This window comes from Paenibacillus sp. alder61 (assembly GCF_020179875.1).
GTDB classification, from domain to species: Bacteria; Bacillota; Bacilli; order Paenibacillales; family Paenibacillaceae; genus Fontibacillus; species Fontibacillus faecis.
Window position 1 is genome coordinate 33,475 of record NZ_JAIUDG010000036.1, and the last position, 16,529, is coordinate 50,003.

At 52.2% G+C, this 16,529-nt stretch carries 15 protein-coding genes; 4 read left to right on the forward strand and 11 right to left on the reverse strand.

Features of this window, described 5'->3' with window-relative positions; genetic code table 11:
- Positions 1-25: 25 nt before the first annotated feature.
- The 5 genes from LBW89_RS26265 to LBW89_RS26285 form a co-directional block, all read right to left on the reverse strand.
- Positions 26-589, reverse strand: a complete 564-nt coding sequence (locus LBW89_RS26265) for a CBO0543 family protein (protein ID WP_148450884.1) — start codon at positions 587-589, stop codon at positions 26-28.
- Between the two features lie 16 nt (positions 590-605).
- On the reverse strand, positions 606-1,067 hold the full coding sequence (locus tag LBW89_RS26270) for a hypothetical protein (protein WP_412067032.1): 462 nt from the start codon (positions 1,065-1,067) through the stop codon (positions 606-608).
- The gene (locus tag LBW89_RS26275) at positions 1,064-1,852 is read right to left on the reverse strand and encodes a hypothetical protein (RefSeq protein ID WP_148450883.1); all 789 of its coding nucleotides are present in this window, start codon (positions 1,850-1,852) and stop codon (positions 1,064-1,066) included. Before LBW89_RS26275 ends, LBW89_RS26270 begins: the two co-directional genes overlap by 4 nt.
- A 134-nt stretch (positions 1,853-1,986) precedes the next feature.
- The gene (locus LBW89_RS26280) at positions 1,987-2,310 is read right to left on the reverse strand and encodes a hypothetical protein (protein WP_148450882.1); all 324 of its coding nucleotides are present in this window, start codon (positions 2,308-2,310) and stop codon (positions 1,987-1,989) included.
- A gap of 173 nt (positions 2,311-2,483) precedes the next feature.
- On the reverse strand, positions 2,484-2,660 hold the full coding sequence (locus tag LBW89_RS26285) for a hypothetical protein (protein ID WP_225040840.1): 177 nt from the start codon (positions 2,658-2,660) through the stop codon (positions 2,484-2,486).
- 192 nt (positions 2,661-2,852) lie between these two features.
- Here LBW89_RS26285 and LBW89_RS26290 point away from each other — a divergent pair, with 192 nt between their 5' ends.
- The 3 genes from LBW89_RS26290 (at position 2,853) to LBW89_RS26300 (ending at position 9,411) form a co-directional block, all read left to right on the forward strand.
- Entirely contained in the window at positions 2,853-3,857 is a 1,005-nt protein-coding gene (locus LBW89_RS26290) for a LacI family DNA-binding transcriptional regulator (RefSeq protein WP_148450880.1), read from the forward strand.
- 127 nt (positions 3,858-3,984) lie between these two features.
- Positions 3,985-7,206 (forward strand): cellobiose phosphorylase, encoded by a 3,222-nt coding sequence (locus LBW89_RS26295; protein ID WP_225040841.1) that lies wholly within the window; start codon positions 3,985-3,987, stop codon positions 7,204-7,206.
- Between the two features lie 309 nt (positions 7,207-7,515).
- Positions 7,516-9,411, forward strand: a complete 1,896-nt coding sequence (locus LBW89_RS26300) for a sensor histidine kinase (RefSeq protein ID WP_225040842.1) — start codon at positions 7,516-7,518, stop codon at positions 9,409-9,411.
- Positions 9,412-9,460: 49 nt separating this feature from the next.
- On the opposite strand, the gene LBW89_RS26305 is transcribed toward LBW89_RS26300, so the two are convergent.
- The 3 genes from LBW89_RS26305 to LBW89_RS26315 all read right to left on the reverse strand — a co-directional run bounded on the left by LBW89_RS26305 (position 9,461) and on the right by LBW89_RS26315 (position 11,779).
- Positions 9,461-9,703 (reverse strand): NHLP leader peptide family RiPP precursor, encoded by a 243-nt coding sequence (locus LBW89_RS26305; protein WP_225040843.1) that lies wholly within the window; start codon positions 9,701-9,703, stop codon positions 9,461-9,463.
- 72 nt (positions 9,704-9,775) lie between these two features.
- A complete protein-coding gene (locus LBW89_RS26310) occupies positions 9,776-10,714 on the reverse strand; it encodes a hypothetical protein (protein WP_225040844.1) in 939 nt (312 codons plus the stop codon).
- Between the two features lie 105 nt (positions 10,715-10,819).
- Complete coding sequence (locus tag LBW89_RS26315; RefSeq protein ID WP_225040845.1) at positions 10,820-11,779, reverse strand: metallophosphoesterase family protein; 960 nt, start codon at positions 11,777-11,779, stop codon at positions 10,820-10,822.
- Between the two features lie 262 nt (positions 11,780-12,041).
- Here LBW89_RS26315 and LBW89_RS26320 point away from each other — a divergent pair, with 262 nt between their 5' ends.
- Complete coding sequence (locus LBW89_RS26320) at positions 12,042-12,818, forward strand: DeoR/GlpR family DNA-binding transcription regulator (RefSeq protein WP_225040846.1); 777 nt, start codon at positions 12,042-12,044, stop codon at positions 12,816-12,818.
- Positions 12,819-13,228: 410 nt separating this feature from the next.
- Here LBW89_RS26320 and LBW89_RS26325 read toward each other — a convergent pair whose 3' ends face one another.
- From LBW89_RS26325 to LBW89_RS26335, 3 genes are read right to left on the reverse strand one after another with little or no spacing between them, the layout of a single operon-like run.
- Positions 13,229-14,401, reverse strand: a complete 1,173-nt coding sequence (locus LBW89_RS26325; protein ID WP_225040847.1) for a M24 family metallopeptidase — start codon at positions 14,399-14,401, stop codon at positions 13,229-13,231.
- Positions 14,402-14,447: 46 nt separating this feature from the next.
- On the reverse strand, positions 14,448-15,092 hold the full coding sequence (locus LBW89_RS26330) for an amino acid ABC transporter permease (protein ID WP_225040848.1): 645 nt from the start codon (positions 15,090-15,092) through the stop codon (positions 14,448-14,450).
- A 32-nt stretch (positions 15,093-15,124) separates the two neighbouring features.
- Positions 15,125-15,976 (reverse strand): substrate-binding periplasmic protein, encoded by an 852-nt coding sequence (locus LBW89_RS26335; RefSeq protein WP_225040849.1) that lies wholly within the window; start codon positions 15,974-15,976, stop codon positions 15,125-15,127.
- Between the last annotated feature and the right edge of the window lie 553 nt (positions 15,977-16,529).

Here is a 16,529-nt window from a genome sequence, read left to right on the forward strand (position 1 = left end):
AAAGCCTGCCGAAGTGCAGGCTTTTTTACTGTGCCCGTTTATCTTCTAGTCGATCACTGCTCTTCTTCAGCAACCATACGAGGAAGCAGCGGATCAGAACCGCCAATGCGATATAGATCGGGTAGGAGTAATAATGTTCCCAATTCAACATACGGTAGATGCCTAGCGCCACAAATATCGGTTCACCCACAAAACTGAAGACGGCCGCACCCACGATCTGGGCGATCCAAAACGCTTTCCAGCTTCTGAAGTATTGATACATCAGCATATAAAGCACCGGCAGGAGCGAAAGATCAATAGGAGACAAAATGGGAACCAAGGGGGAAAGTTTGTATTTGTAGGACCATAACCTCAATTGAAGACCGGTATGATCCATGATGTTAATCAGGACTATAATGATCAGCCCGTACAACAAGATCACTTTAAAATTTCGCTTGTCTACGAGCCTCCACCAAACGACCCAGGGAATGAGGAGGGTTGCAAGCAAAATCCACCACTGGATCGAAAACAACACGTGATCAAGCCAGAACTGCTGCTCCAACTCCGCAAGTTGTCCTCTTAACTGTTCGATTTCTTTATAGGATATCAAAGCCGATTCCGCCTTCTCATTTTGTTTTGGCCAGCCCCAGCGCCATATGGTCCCAAAGCAGATCCTCCACCAGTTCGGATTGGCTATCCTCACAGGTTACAATCAGGATGATTTCGCTCCCTCTCTTGTCCGTTCTCCTGCTTCGAGGCTTGCGTTCTTTTAACAAGTACATCAACACACTGATCAGGAGTCCGAAGATTATACCTGCCGCTGCGCCGATCAAGCCCCAAACGACGGGTCCCCAGGTCCATACGAATCCTTTGCTCGCTCCAATGGTGGAGAACAGGAACCCAAAGACAAAAGGTTTGTCCAGGAAGGACACCCCGTCACTGCGGTGGAGGGAATCCATCAGTCGTGGAGTTTGTTTCCGTGCATCGAGCGGAACCGCGTAAATATCGGTAATCCCCTTCGCTTCAAGCTCGGACACCAAAATTTCGGTGAATACGGAATACTCGAACGTCGCAAAAAACTGCATCAATCCACTCTACTCCTTATGGTGAAAAATCGCCCCTTCGGCTGGTAGTTGCGCAGCAGAAAGTTTTTTAAATCCTTGTTGAACAACTTGTTGTTCTCAACAGCGTTTGTGTAGGACTCGTAGATGTTGAACAAATACATGGATGGCAAGTAAAGCAGCCATTGCGCATCCAGCACGGCGGACGATCGCCGAAGATCTCCAAGGATCAAGTAATGCAGGGACAAAATAAAATTGGATCCGTCAATGATCAGGATCGTGAAGATCAATACCGAAACGGCCAGTACAATACGGTGCAGATACAGCTGACCCATACTCGGAACGGCCGCCGACCATAAGGCGGCGAGCCACGGTTTTCGCTTGTCAAGATAGTTAATCTCCAACGCTCCTATACTGAACGTATTAAAAGGAGCATTCTCCCGTTCGGCGAGTACATAAACCTTGTTCAGGTCTACCGACGTACGATAGCTGTCCCATATGGCGAACAGGTATACCGGAATGTACAGCATGACGAATTCGGGGTTAAGAACTTCTTTGGCCGCCTGAAATTGGCCGTTAAAGGAATGGACCATCGCCAAATTCAAGTGAATTTTTTGATTAATATACATTTCCCAGGTCACCAGAGCGTATCCGCGAAGATATTTGTTCAGCAGCAGATGACCGAAGCCCGGAAAGGCCATTGACCAGCAGGCAACGATATAGGGATTTCTAAAATGAATTTGCGTCGTGCCCAAAAGGCTCACATAAGCCTGATACCGCCTGTTGCGGTGTGGAGTTCGAAAATTATCCATCTGAGGACCGCCTCTCATCAACCGATACTACTAAGGATTTCCTGTTCCGGCGGGGGTTATGTAGATGCCTTGAAAAAGTCCTTCTCCATAAAGAATCCCCATCCCGCACAAACCGGGATGGGGGAATGTCGAAGTCACTCGCTGTCGTCTCCGTCATAGCCGTTAAGCAGATCCGTGCCGTGCATGGCGTCCGGATCGGGCGCCGAAGGGTCCACGGGACTGTCCTTCTGGATCGCGTCGGCGTCCGGAACGTCCGGCAGCGGTTCCGTGGTGTCTTCGGCACCAGTGGCACGGCGGGCTTCCGACTCGTCGCCGGGTTCGCTTAAGCTTTGGGTAATCCGCGTGTCGTGGGGGAGCAGATCATCTCCGGGAATATCATTCTCGGGTCGGTACTCTTTGAGCAAATTATATCTTTCATAGGCTTGTTCCCCCGCATTGGGGCTCGGTTCATTCGGCATTCTGCTTCGCCTCCTTATTTCAGAACGTTTACTTGGAGTTTACCCCAATCGGACAATTTCAAACGAGCGGCTGTTTTCGGCGACGGTAAACCCCAAAAAGCAAAGAGGCTGTCACCGTCACCTCTAAGGATGATCGGGTCAGCCTCTTTTTTTCGATAGGGCCCGGAAGCCGTTTAGAACTTGGGAAACACGTATTTGACCAGAAAGTACAGGAAACCGAAAAAGATAATTAAATAGGCCGCATATTTGATAAAGGTTGCCGCAACCATGCTGGGCTCCGATCTTTCCTGGACGTCCCTGCGCTCCACATCGACACTGTTGACTTCCTTCCGATCCCGAGGCTCGTACACGGAATTTCCCTCCTTCATCGCTAGTGGTCTGTTTGCCTATTCTTAAACGCTTGGCGCCTTGATGAAACAAGGGGAAAACGGGCGCAAACGGGGGGCAGCGATGGCTGTTGACTTTTTCGCGGCAGGACGGCTACAATTTCTCAAGAACCCTCGGAGCGGTTTTCCGAGCTAAAGCAGGAGATGAACGTTCAAGTGGTAACCATATACGATATTGCCAAAATCGCCGGTTGTTCCCCGACCACGGTGTCGAAAGTGTTTAACGATTATTCGGATGTCAGCCCCAAGACGCGTGCCAAAATATTGGAGACGGCCGAGCAGCTCGGGTATCTCCCGAATGCCCATGCCCGCTCGCTGACGATGAAACGCTCTTGGACGATCGGAGTGCTTTTTAACGAGCCTTCGGGTGCGGGGATTTTGCATCCTTATTTTGCCGGGGTCATCGAAGGATTTAAGAAGGTATCCACTTCAAAGGGCTATGATTTAATGTTCGTCACCAAGGATATCGGCGGAAAAAAAAGCGGGTATGTGGAGCACTGCAAAATTCGCGGTGTGGACGGGGTTGTCGTCATTCTGCCCGATTATGGGGATCCGTATTTTCAGGAGCTGCTGGATTCAGACATTCCGTGCGTGCTTCTGGATCAGGAGTCGGAGCAAAAGAGCACGATCTGTTCCGACAATATCGCGGGCGCCATGCAGGCAGTGGAGTACCTGCATCGGCTCGGCCACCGGCGGATCGGCCATATCGGCGGCGGGCATAGTTTCGCGGGCGAGAAGCGGCTTCAGGGTTACCTTCGCGCGATGGAAAACTTAAATCTGCCCGTCGAACCCCAGTATGTGATTCAAGGCAGCTATGATTATACGATGGAGAGCGGCCAGGCTGCGATGGAGGAGCTGCTGCTGACGGATGAGCTCCCTACGGCGGTGTTTGCCGCCGGGGACAACCTTGCGGTCGGAGCCATGATGACCCTGAAAAAACGGGGGCTCCGCGTACCGGACGACATCTCGTTGATCGGGTTCGACGACATTGAAATGGTCAAATTTTTGACACCGGCCTTAACCACCGTCCGGCAGGATACTTATGCACTTGGCAGCAAAGCAGCCGACATGTTAATCTATACGATAGAAGGCGGGAGCGGAGTGCAAACCGCTATGTTGCCGGTAGAAATTGTCATCAGGGAGTCCTGTCGTTCGCTTTAACGCGGTCCCTGGTTTTTTTTCGAAACAAATCGAAACCGGTTTCGACCCTTTCGCCAAGCTATTTTTCAAGAGGATTTGAATAAGGTTGGAGAGCAGTTTTATAACCAAAGATGGAGGAGGAATACGAATGTCAAATTACAGGTTTGAGCAGGATGCTTTTGTCATTCAACAGTTCGATAAGGCTAAGCCGTTTTCCAGCTTCCTGCCTGGTCTGGCCGGGCTTAAAGGGATTCCGATGTGGACGTTTTACGTCAATCGGGGGCAGGCGGTCTGCAGTTTTGGGATTCGGGACAAGAACAGCCCGATCATGGAATTTTCCCCGGCCAGCATTACTTATCAATCCGTTTCTCTGAAAGGGTTCAGAACCTTTATCAAGGAGAGCGGAAGCTCGGAGATATACGAGCCGTTCCAAAGTATGCATCCGGATCCCCAGGCTCACCGCAGCATGCGGATTCTGGCTAATGAAGTCGGCATTGAAGAAAAGCATGAAGGCAAGGGATTAAGCACGAAAGTCACTTATTTTCATATCCCGAACGACGATTATGCGGCATTGGTCCGCCAAGTGGACTTCACGAACGATTCGGATCGGACGCTTCGCTTCGAGGTACTCGACGGGTTGCCGGAAATTCTGCCTTACGGGGTGGAGAATGCGGGATACAAAGAAATCGGCAATCTGCTGCGGAGCTGGATGGAGGTCGAAAATCTGGAGAACGGAATTCCCTACTACCGGAACCGCTCCAGTACGCACGACGAAGCGGAGGTGAGCGAAATCCGCAGCGGCCACTTCTACCTGTCCTTCGATGAACAGGGCAGCCTGATCCGGCCGTTCGCCGATTTTGAGCTGATTTTCGGCAGCAATACGTCATTGGCTTATCCCGAGCGCTTTGCCGGGACGCCGCTGTCCGAGCTGGCGGAACAGACGCAGTACTGCACCAACAAGGTGCCGTGCGGATTTTCCGGGGCAGCCGTGGAATTGGCGCCGGGGGAGTCCAAGCGTATTTTTACGCTGATCGGTCACTTCGACAGTGTGGAACGGCTGAATGAGAAGGCCCCTTCGATCGCGGTACCGGCCTATATTGAGCGGAAGCGGAAGGAAGCCCGGGAATTGACGGAAGCCTTGACGGCCGACGTGACCACGAAAACAGCGATGCCGCTGTTTGACGCATACGCCAAGCAGAGCTATCTGGACAATTTTCTGCGCGGCGGTTACCCGTTTATTTTCGAGAATGGCAGAGAGGGCTTCGTGATACACCTGTATTCCCGCAAACATGGGGACTTGGAACGGGACTATAACTTTTTCTCGATCGCGCCCGAGTATTATTCCCAAGGCAACGGCAACTTCCGGGACGCCAATCAAAACCGTCGCAGCGACATTTACTTCAACCCACGCGTAGGCACCTTCAACATCAAAACGTTCTTCAGCCTGATGCAGGCTGACGGCTACAATCCGCTCGGCGTAGAGGGAACGAGCTTCCGCGTGCCGGAAAGCCGTTCTTCGGAGCTGGAACAATGGCTGGCCAAAGCCGCCGGCGATTCCCGGAAGGAGCTGCGGGAGCTCTGTCTCCGGAAATTTACGCCGGGCAAGCTGATTTCCTATGTGGCGCAGCACCAGGTATCTCTACAAGTGGAGGAAGAGGCGTTTTTGACCGGCATTTTGTCCCTGGCCGAACAGGAAATCGAAGCGACCTTCGGGGAAGGTTACTGGTCCGATCACTGGACTTACAATATGGATCTGATCGACAGTTATCTCGATATATTCCCGGATCGGAAGGCCGCTTTGCTGTACGAGGAGCAGGACTATACGTACTTTGACAGCCCGGCCCGAGTTTTGCCGCGGAGCGAGAAGTACGTAATTAGCGGGGGGCAAGTTCGGCAGTACGGGGCCATGGTGCTGGATGAGGAAAAAATGCAGCGGCAGGGTTTGACGGCAAAAAGTACGAACTGGCTGAAAACGAACAACGGCGGCGGAGAGATCTACCGCACCAACTTGTTCGTGAAGCTGCTGTCCCTTTCCCTGGTCAAATTTGCGACCCTCGATCCTTTCGGCATGGGGATCGAGATGGAGGGGAACAAGCCGGGCTGGAACGATGCCATGAACGGGCTGCCGGGCCTCTTCGGTTCCGGAATGAGCGAAACCTTCGAGCTGAAGCGGATGCTGAAGTTCGTGTCGGAATCCGCCGAAGAAGCCGCCTCGCGGGAGATCGTCGTGCCCGAGGAGATCGCGGACCTGTTGCGGACCGTGACCGCCCTGCTCTCTCGTCATCTAAACGGCGAACTGGATTCCTTCTCCTATTGGGACCAGGTAACCTCGGCCCGCGAGCGTTACCGGGAGAGCATCCGTTATGGCATCACCGGGGAGGAGCGCACGCTTCGGCTTTCGGATCTGCTTCCGGCTTTCCGTCAGATGCTGGACAAAATCGACGCCGGGATCGCGGAAGCCGTGTCGCTGGGGAACGGGCTCGCGCCGACCTACTTCGCCTTTGAAGCCGTAGCGTACGAACCTGTGCTGGACGGCCAGAGGAAACCCGTGATTAGTGGCTACGGGCTGCCTAAAGCGGCGGTGAAGAAATTTGCCGTCCGCCCGCTGCCTCATTTCCTGGAGGGTCCGGCCCGCTGGATGAAGACGCTGGAGGACCCGGTGGAAGCGGAGCGCGCTTACGAATTGATTCGCGCCAGCGACCTGTTTGACGACAAGCTGCGCATGTACAAAACCTCGGTCAGCCTGGACGGGGAATCGCATGAAATCGGCCGGATTCGCGCGTTTACGCCGGGATGGCTGGAACGGGAATCGATCTTCCTGCACATGAGCTACAAATATTTGTTGGCCTTGCTGAAGGCGGGGCTGAAGGAACAGTTCTTCGAGGAAATCCAGACCTCGCTCATCCCGTTCCTCGATCCGGAGGTTTACGGGCGCAGTACGCTGGAGAATTCCTCGTTCATCGCCTCCAGCGTCAATCCCGATCCCCAGGTGCACGGCCGGGGCTTCGTCGCCCGATTAAGCGGCTCCACCGCGGAGTTTATCAGCATGTGGATCACGATGATGGCGGGCAAGCGGGTGTTCCGCGTTTCCGGCGGCGAACTGCAGCTCTGCTTCAACCCCGCTTTGCCGGGCTGGCTGTTTGACGAACGCGGCGAGGTGAGCTTCACCTTCTTGGGCAAGACGCAGGTCACCTATCGCAACCCGGGGAAGAAGGACACCTACGGCAGCGACGCGGCAGTGATTCGCGGCATAGCCGTGCATAAAGCCGACGGATCGACGGTGAACCTGGAGGGTTCCGTGATTGCCGGCGGTCTTGCGGAGGACATCCGCGGCGGAGGGGCGATCCGGATCGACATCGACATGGCCTAAATCCCGCGCCGCAGACATTTCTGAAATCATAGTAAAATCTTTCTTTAGGCTCTGGATTCTCCTGATCTACGGATATCCAGGGCCTATTTTTCGCTGGAACGGCTTCCCTGGAAAACTAGTAAATTGGAAGTTAATTGCATATCGACAAAAGTATTCATAGATTAAACGCATCATTAACGGTACAATATTTCTGATGCAGGTCACATTAAAAAAGTTCTTTATTTTCCATATAATTGAAGGTTAACGGTTTTGCCGCAGCGAATTGATATATTTGGAGTAGCTCTTTATTTCATTGGCAGGGGTGCTGGAATGAAAGCCTTTTTTAAAGCGGTAGCCATCATTTTTGTACTGGTTGTGGTGGCTTTTTGCGCATTTTTACTGGAAGTTCCGGATTCCAAGCATGGAAGCGACCGGGCGATCAAGGAGTGGGAAGTCACCTGGGCGGATCGATTCGATCCGAATATGAGCGTGGAAGATTTGGAGCGGTTGCCGGGATGGACGAGAGTGGAAAAAGGGGAACTCACGCCGGAAAAGCCTGATGGAACCATGGCCATGTGGGCAAGGTTTAACATTCCGGAGTATGATTCGGGGACACCGGCGCTTTTGTTTCAGAAAATTTACGGATCCCATGTGGTGGTTATAGCACAGGACGGAATGATTTATGAATCAAAACGCAAGTATAAATACGAAACCAATACCATTCTGCTGCCGTTGGATCGCTCGGTGGAAGGGGATTCCGTTTATGTAGGGATCAATTCGGGGTCTCGCATCGGGCTGCAGGGCGAAGTGTTGGTCGGCGATTTTAGGGAGATGCAGAACTCTTATATCAAGAACAACATGACCGACTTTATAATCGGGTGTGCCTTGATTTTTATCGCGGTAGTCATGTTGATCTGTTCATTGTTTTTAAAGAACGGGTTTATATCAAGCTGGTTTTCTTTATGTTTGGTCATCTTATCCAGCGGGATTTTAGTGATTACGTATTCTTCGTTTTTGTATTCGCTTTATGGCAAATACGGCGATGTCTACGTGATATTATTCGACTTGTCTTTAGTCGTCCTTCTTCCGGCTTTTACAAGTTTTTTCGAAAGCATTTTCGGACGGGGGTACAAATCGATTATTACCAAATTTAAAAGATTCCAGATGGGATACTCCCTCTTTTGCATTCTATTTATGATTTTTAATTTTTTGAGCCGCAATCAATTCTACGATTACTACAAACTCGCTTCAATGAATGTACTTGGGATCATTATGATTGTGCAGTTTGTCCTGTTGATCTCTCTGTCTACATTTTATATGATTCGCGGCAATCAAGAAGCCACTATATTTTCAATCGGATTTTTTATATTTGCGGTTCTCGGGCTGATAGAAATATCTTGGTTTTTCTTCAAATCCACGTATTACGATCTTTATCTATGGAAATGGGGCGTCGTTTGCTTTGTTATCACCCTGATCATCGTTCTTGGGAAAAGATTTACCCGGAATCATGAACAGGTTGTTGAATATTCCAAACAACTGGAGTTGTTCAACAACGAGCTCCAACGCTCCGAGAAAATGGAAATCATTAGTGAGCTTGCAGCCTCCGTCGCCCATGAAGTGCGCAATCCGCTGCAGGTAACCCGAGGATTTCTTCAGCTCCTGATGGCCAAGCAAAATTCCTCGGACAAGGTGTATTTAAGCATGGCTCTGGAAGAACTGGATCGCGCATCGAATATCATTACCGACTTCTTGACCTTTGCCAAGCCGGAAGTGGGGAAGGTGACCGAACTCAATGTACTGAATGAGTTTATTCATATCGAAGGCATCCTGGTCCCGATGGCCAACTTGCAGGGCGGCAAGATTTCCGTGCATATCCCGCAAGATTTATATATCAAAGGGAACTCTTCGAAGTTTAAACAAGCCTTCATCAATATTATTAAGAATAGTATTGAATCTCTGAACGGAGAAGGGGAAATTCAAATCTGGGCCTATGAAAAAGACGGCGAGGTCAGCATCCATATCAAAGACACGGGGGAAGGAATGGACGAGGAAGTGCTGTCCAGGCTGGGCGAACCCTATTTCTCCAATAAAACCAAAGGGACGGGCCTGGGTCTTATGGTGACGTTCCGCATCATTGAAATTATGAACGGAAAAATCAGCTTTACAAGTGAAAAAGGAGTAGGGACAGAGGCGGTAATCCGGTTCCCCGCATTGAAAAATGCGTGAGTTCCGGATGCCGGACTCTAGTCGCTACTCCTGCAAAATACGGAGGGGCTTATCCCCAGATTGCTTTAGGCTTAATGTCGGACTTAACCACTTTTGATGGATTTGGAGGCAGTACGAGATAGAATTCGTCAGAATTCTCCTCTACTGTCTTTACTTTAATGTGATCCGGGATCGTTACCCCCAAAGCCTCCTGGATTGCCGCCTTCGGATCGGCGAGAAGCTTGGCCTTAAAGCTAGGATCCTGCCATGCTTTTTCAATAACTTGGTTTTGAAGGAGAGCTCCTGTTGTCATAAGATCACCCTTTCTTGAAAATGGTTATATTTTCCTAATCAATATATCATGAAACTAGCATAAAATCTACTATTACCTCATATTCTTGGACAGCCAGTAACCTAATCCTCCCGCTTGTAATAACCCCTGACGCTCTTTATCGATGTCTTCGGCTCCCTCCAGCAAATTGGTCCAAAGTTCGGAGTGAAAAGCAAACAGATCCGGTATGATGTCTTGAATGTCTTTCAAAGCTTCGTGATTTTGGTTTGCAAGCTCATACAATCGCCATAACGCGCCGTGGACCCAAATGCCCTGCTGAACTTCCTCGGAGGTCGGCCGACGTTCGCGAGGGATATTCATCTCCGTTTGGATCACTGAAATCAATGCATTGTAGCTGTTCTCCCGGAGGTCCTTTTCCCAGTCGTCCCAATCATCCAACAGCTGCAGCGTCGTCAATACGGTATCGACGGCTTGTTCGACACGAGGGATCAGGTGAGCGCGATCGGCCAGCAGCAGGGACCCCGCTACGGAACCCTTAATCGGCGCAGCTTTATGTCCCATGCGTACCGGATCCTCATAAAAGAAATCGGAGGAGGATTCCCGGGATACCGCCTCCGCCCATTCAGTGGTGTATTTTTTGTGATACGTCCAAAAAGAGGGAATTCCCGAAAAGTCACTACTAAAAATGTGCGTAAATTCCATATAAATCAGTTCGGCCATCGGGAGCCGGCCGGTCGCTTCAGGCCGGAGCTCATCCATAACGGCGTCAATCAAATGATAGTATAACATGATGAAAATGTTGGCGACCGTCATTTTTCGACTGTCTTCCAAACGGATTCCGGCAGGTTGATTCAACCAATAAGGCAGAAGATAGCAGATATAATTTTTGGAGGACTTCTCTTTGAAGACATTGAACTTGTTGAGATAATCCAATGCGGGTTGCCGAAAGGATTCTGGAAAATGAGCGAGACGTTCCTCAGCTTCCTCAAATGCCAATTTCAAGTCATTTTCATAGGCGTGCAGCCATTTCAAAATTTCCCCTCCCTTTATCCCAAATTACATATATATCACTGCTATTTCCATTATAAAGTAAAATATGACGAAAAGTCATCTTGTCCGATTTCGATAAGTAAATGGTTATTGGGGCATGGATTCCGGCCGGTGCTCGGGCTGTTCATGGACGGCGCTGCCATCCTCAAGCCGCAGCCAGGTATCAAAGCCGCGGGCGCCTGCGGTCAATTGGATGACTCTGGCTCCGCGGGGGAAGCCCTCCCTGCCATAGGTATGGAAGCCGCTCGCCCGGCCGTAGCACAGCCGGATACCGTGCAAAACGCCCCAGTAGTCGTTCACGTGGTCATGACCGCAAAACGTGCCCATGACATCGCCCATCTCCACCAGCGCCGCGAAAAGCCCCGAGTTGATCTGCGGACTGCATACCGGTTCATATTTATGACCATAGCACACCTGCTTGTCCCAAAGTTCCTGATACTCCGGAATCGGAATATGAAAAAAAGCCAAGGCCGGCGTCTTGACCGCCGCTTCGGGAGGGTTTAATCTGGCCGACTCCGCAGTCAGCCATTGAATTTGCTCCCGCGTAACCCAGCCATAGCCGGGAATGTTCTCGTGACTCGAATAGCTCCCCGAATCGAGAAAATACAGATTGGCCGCAGGCTGTCCGCTCTGATCCGCCAACTCAAGGACATAGTTTCCCACGCCGGGGAGATCCGCCGGCCCGGGTACCGCCAAAGTGTGCCGGTGCTCCGTGACGACCTGCATCAGCTCCTCCCGGGTTATCCCTTGCTCGGTATCGTGATTACCGAACACGAGAGCCCAGGGAATTTCGCGTTCCTCCACCGCCGCTACCGCCTCCCGCAGCGCCTGGGACGGATTTTCGCACTTGGCGATTCCGTCCGGGGACGGACCAGTATAAACCACGTCCCCCGTAAACACCACAAGATCCGGCCGCTCCTCTTCCATAACGAGCTCCATAAGCGCCCGGGTGCGCTGATCTATTTCATTGCCGTCCTTCCAATGCAAATCCGTGAACTGAACGATGGTAAATGTGCCGTCTTCCCGAAAAGTTAAACGTTGGCTCATCCGCTGTTCCTCCCAATTTTATATCTCACTACTTGCAGATATGTTGTATTGTTGTACTGTTGTATTGTGTTGTTTCTTGTTGTTTTAAGAGATTTTATCCCCGGAAGCGGAACCTGTCAATGAAATTGTTAGCATCCGGCGCGGTTGGACTTTGTTTGACAAGCGGCTTGACGGCGAATAAACTAATTTAAAACAACAAAAAACCACAACAATACAAACGAGAAGCGCCTGGGCGCAAAGCAAAAGGAGCAGAGGGAGAGCGATGTCATTAACATTTGAGGATAGAAAGACCACCATTTTGGACCAATTGGATAAGGAAGGCAAGGTTCATGTACATAGGCTGGCCAAACAGCTCAACGTGTCCACGGAAACCGTGCGCCGTGATTTGGAAAGGCTTGAGAAGGAGGGGCGCTTGAGAAAAGTTTACGGCGGAGCCGTCCGGGTACGTGTCGAGCAAACGGAACCGCCCTTCTTCAAGCGATCGCTGATGCAGCAGCAGGAGAAGTCGGAAATCGGGGCTCTCGCCGCGTCCCTGATCAAGGACGGAGAGATGGTTTTGCTCGACAACGGAACAACGACGCTTGAGATTATGCGGGCGATTAAGGATCGGACACAAGTAACCGTCATTACTAATTCGGTGCCGATCTTGAATTACGCTTTAAATGAGTTTCGGGGCAGGGTCGTGTTCGCCGGTGGGGAGATAGATCCCAAGGTTCAAGCGGCCGTGGGTCCTGTTGTTCATCGAACATTGGACGAATTCAAGGCCGACAAGGCGTTTATTTCGGTGGGCGGCGTTTCGCTGACCGACGGCGTGACCGACTATGATCTTGAAGAGGCGGCGGTTTCCCGCAAGATGATGCAGCGGGCGGAAGAATCCCTCATCGTGGCCGATCATACCAAACTAGGCGTGACGACATTCGCCAAAATCTGCCCGCTGGAAAACGTCTCCGTGCTGCTAACCGACGCCTCCTGCCCGCAGGAGTGGGTGAAACGACTGCGGGAGCGCGAAGTGGAGGTCATGATGGGGGCAAGGGTTTGACCGGGGCCTTTCGGGAGATCGTAAGTTCTGTTTGAGCTGCTGCTGTTCCACGCGATTCCGATTTGGGGCCGAATCAGACAAACCTCGATTAAAAATTCCTGCATATCTGCAAGTATTTTTCGTGTTCGGAACCCAAATTTCAAAATGCCTGCAAATCTGCAGGAATTTTCGACGAAACCGGCTCGTTTCTCTAATATTGCTAAAAATACCTGCAGATTTGCATCTTTTTTCGCATTCAAGCGTGAATCGGTCTAAATACCTGCAGATTTGCATCCTTTTTGAGTTGGGAGTGGCGGAAGCCTGCTGGGAGACCTTGATCGCCGCGGGCTCCACCTGCGGTTGGGAGGTCTGCGGTCTGAATCAGAGGATGGGGAACGTGAGGCACCGGACGCGCGGCCGGTACGCCCGCCTCACAAGATGACCAAGTCGCGGGTCAGTTGATTGAACCGCGCATTGCCGTTCTCGGTGATGAGGAGCATGTCCTCGATCATCACCGCGCCGACGCCATACCCGTAGTATGGCGTTTCAATACAAACGACCATCGCTGGCTCGAGCACGGTGGTTTCGGAGGCGCTGAAAAACGGCGCCTCCTCCGTGGCGAGAGCCAGGCCGATGCTGTGGCCGAGGTGGCCCCGGTTGTAGTCCGGCAGCCCGGAGCGCCGGATGACGTCCATCCCTTCGCGGAACACCTCGGCCATGGGGACGCCGGGGCCCGCCAGCGCAAGCATGCGGTCGTGCCCCGGGCGCAGCGCCGCATAGGCACGCTTGGCGGCATCGGCCGGTTCGCCCAGGGCGAACGTACGGGCGATGTCCGCCCCGTAGCCCTGCACGTCGGCCCCGACATCAAATTTGATGATGTCGCCGGGAGCCGCACGGTGCGGCCCGTATACCGTCGCCGGCGCGAAGTGCGGCCCGACGGAGATCGTGGTGAAGCGCTCGCTGAAGCCGAAGCGGCGGCGCGTCACCGCGATCCGGAACGAGGCCGCCAGCTCTGCGGCGGTCACGCCGGGAGCGATCAACCCCGCGGCCTCGCGGAGGGCCGCTTCCGAAATCGCGCAGTTCTCGCGGAGCTGCGCGATTTCGAACCCGGTTTTACGCGCGCGCAGCCGCTCCGCCAGCGCGGCCCGCGACGGCGCGCGCATGCCGCTGAGCTCGGCGGCGACGCTCCGTCCGCCGCCCGCGAGCCCGCCGGCCTGGAGCGCCTCGGCCAGCGCCGCCAACGCGGCGTCCGGGCGGGGCGCGTCCGGACGCTCGCCGCGGAACCGATCCCTGTTGAGACTATAGGGATCGTCCAGGTCAATCCACTGCGGATAGGTGAGGATCGAAAAGCCCGGGATGTCGTTCGGCAATCCCGAGGCTTCGAATTCACTCATCAGCAAAAGGGAAGGGCGGTTGGGGTCCCGGAAGACGACGGCGAACGCCGCCTCGCTCATGCGGAACGTATACATAAACATGCTGGGTTGACCGGATAAATAATAGACGTTCTCGGGACTGGAAGCGATCAGGGCGTCGTACCCGCTGCGCTCCAGCATGTCCCTGGCCCGACTGGCCACGTCCGGCAAATGTTCCTGCAAAGTAGTCATGCTTGTCTTCAGCTCCTTGAATGGGTTCGCCACATGTAACAGGGGGTCAATACGCTTTCGACAAACGTTTTTCGACCCGGTTCAGAATGATCGACAGCCCGGTGCTCATGACCCAGTACATGATCCCGATCGCGATCAGGAACGGCATGGCCACATAATAGCGGGCGATGAGAATTTGGGCCGCCCGGAACAGTTCCACGACCGTCACGACCGAGATGAGCGACGTTTCCTTCAGCATGCCGATAAATGTGTTGCCGAGCGGCGGAATCGCGATCCGGGCGGCCTGCGGCAGAATCACATACCGCATCGTCTGCCACGGCGTCATCCCGAGCGATTGGGCCGCTTCGGTCTGCCCGTGTTCCACCGATAAAATCGTCGCCCGGAAAGTTTCGGACAAGTAAGCGCCGACGTTCAGACTCATGGAGATGTAGGCTGACATCATCGGGCTCAATTGGATGCTGAGATCCGGCAGGCCGAAGTAAACGATAAAAATCTGCACCATCAGCGGCGTACCCCGGATAATCGAGACATACCCTTTTGCCATGCCACGCAGGACACGGTTCCCTTTTAATCGGGCGATCGCGGTGATCAGTCCGATGAGAATGCCGAAAAACATGGAGATCAAGGTGATCTGCAGTGTCAAAAATGCCCCGGTCAGCAAATATTCAAGATTGTCGAGCACCAGCTTCATCCGTTTTGCCTCCCCTCGGCCATAAACCCCGCTTAAAAGTTAGGATCTACGCCAAACCATTTGTTGTACAACGTTTTGAGTGTACCGTCTTCCTTGATTTCCTTGAGGGCTTGGTCAACCGCGTCTTTCAACTCGGGGCTGTTCTTCGGCATCGCCACGCCGGCATAGTCGGATTTCAAAGGCTTCCCAACCGTTTTCAGCTTCAGATTATTTTTCTCAATCAGCGGTTTTAGAGCGAATACGTTGTTGATCGTTGCGTCGATCCGCTTGTTGTTCAAATCCATCAGCGCATTCAAATTGTCGTTGTAGGTGACGATTTCAAACGTTCCGACTTTAGGCAGAACTTCGTCGCGAAGGTAAGCCTCATCGTTCGTGCCCAAGGCGACGCCCACCTTTTTGCCTTTAAAATCCTCAACGGACTGGATATTGTTATTACTTTCTTTGACGATAATGCTGACATCATTCTTCACATAGGGTTCGGAAAAATCAATCGATTGCTTACGCTCATCGGTAATCGTCACCTGGCTTACCAGGGCGTCGAATTTGCCCTGCTTCAACCCTTCGATCAGACCGGAAAATTCGCCGGTTACAAATTCGGCTTCCACACCGAGCCGCTTGGCGATTTCCTTGGAAAAATCGGCGTCGTAGCCATCGACTTCGTTATTTTCATTTACGAAATTATAAGGCGCGTACGTTCCCATCAGGCCGATCGTCATCTTGCCCTTACTCTTGATCCGCTCCAGGGAATTGCCTCCGGCGGCTTGATTTGGATTGCCGGACTGCGCCGGAGGATTCGGTTTAGCGGCATTGTTGCCGCAAGCGGCCAAGATGAGGGTCAAAGCCATGATCAGGATCGAGGATAGAATGGATGTTTTCTTTTTCATAGTAGGGTATCTCCTTCAGTTAATATGTCGTCTATAGCCCGGTTTCCCGCTAGTTGCGGCGGCCTGCGGCAATCGTTTCCACTAATTTGTCCCTACCGGCACGGATCAATTCAGCGTCATTTGTTTCCTTGGTCTCAAAATGCCCGTAAAACGTACCTTGCGATATGAAAGCTGCCTTGACCATTGAGGTCGGAGAATTTTGATGTTGAGGTAGGTAGCTTTAGAGTGAATTCAAATGGGCTTGTCCATGCTTGGGTCTCATTATAGATTTATTTGACCGCAAGCGGCTTTCATTGGCGGACCTCCAGTCCGGGCTAACCGTTGCTTTAATATCACGACTCTAGCGGAAATAATAGCGCCTATTTCACGAAAAATCGCATTTTGGAAAATCTAACGGAAGCCAGAGCGGCTATTTGTGCACATTCCCCATTAAACTTGCAAAAACCTTAACATCAGTTAGTCGTAATGAGTTGAACTAATGATGGAGGGATAGAGGCAGCCGGGTGAAATGTTCTTCCGATCGCTGTTGCTCCCGGATTTCTTGATGAATTAA

Bases quoted from the DNA above. Each gene is read 5' to 3' on its own strand.
- LBW89_RS26275 (WP_148450883.1), bottom strand. From the start codon at position 1,852: ATGGATAATTTTCGAACTCCACACCGCAACAGGCGGTATCAGGCTTAT.
- LBW89_RS26280 (WP_148450882.1), bottom strand. From the start codon at position 2,310: ATGCCGAATGAACCGAGCCCCAATGCGGGGGAACAAGCCTATGAAAGA.
- LBW89_RS26295 (WP_225040841.1), top strand. From the start codon at position 3,985: ATGTCAAATTACAGGTTTGAGCAGGATGCTTTTGTCATTCAACAGTTC.
- LBW89_RS26300 (WP_225040842.1), top strand. From the start codon at position 7,516: ATGAAAGCCTTTTTTAAAGCGGTAGCCATCATTTTTGTACTGGTTGTG.
- LBW89_RS26305 (WP_225040843.1), bottom strand. From the start codon at position 9,703: ATGACAACAGGAGCTCTCCTTCAAAACCAAGTTATTGAAAAAGCATGG.
- LBW89_RS26315 (WP_225040845.1), bottom strand. From the start codon at position 11,779: ATGAGCCAACGTTTAACTTTTCGGGAAGACGGCACATTTACCATCGTT.
- LBW89_RS26320 (WP_225040846.1), top strand. From the start codon at position 12,042: ATGTCATTAACATTTGAGGATAGAAAGACCACCATTTTGGACCAATTG.
- LBW89_RS26325 (WP_225040847.1), bottom strand. From the start codon at position 14,401: ATGACTACTTTGCAGGAACATTTGCCGGACGTGGCCAGTCGGGCCAGG.
- LBW89_RS26330 (WP_225040848.1), bottom strand. From the start codon at position 15,092: ATGAAGCTGGTGCTCGACAATCTTGAATATTTGCTGACCGGGGCATTT.
- LBW89_RS26335 (WP_225040849.1), bottom strand. From the start codon at position 15,976: ATGAAAAAGAAAACATCCATTCTATCCTCGATCCTGATCATGGCTTTG.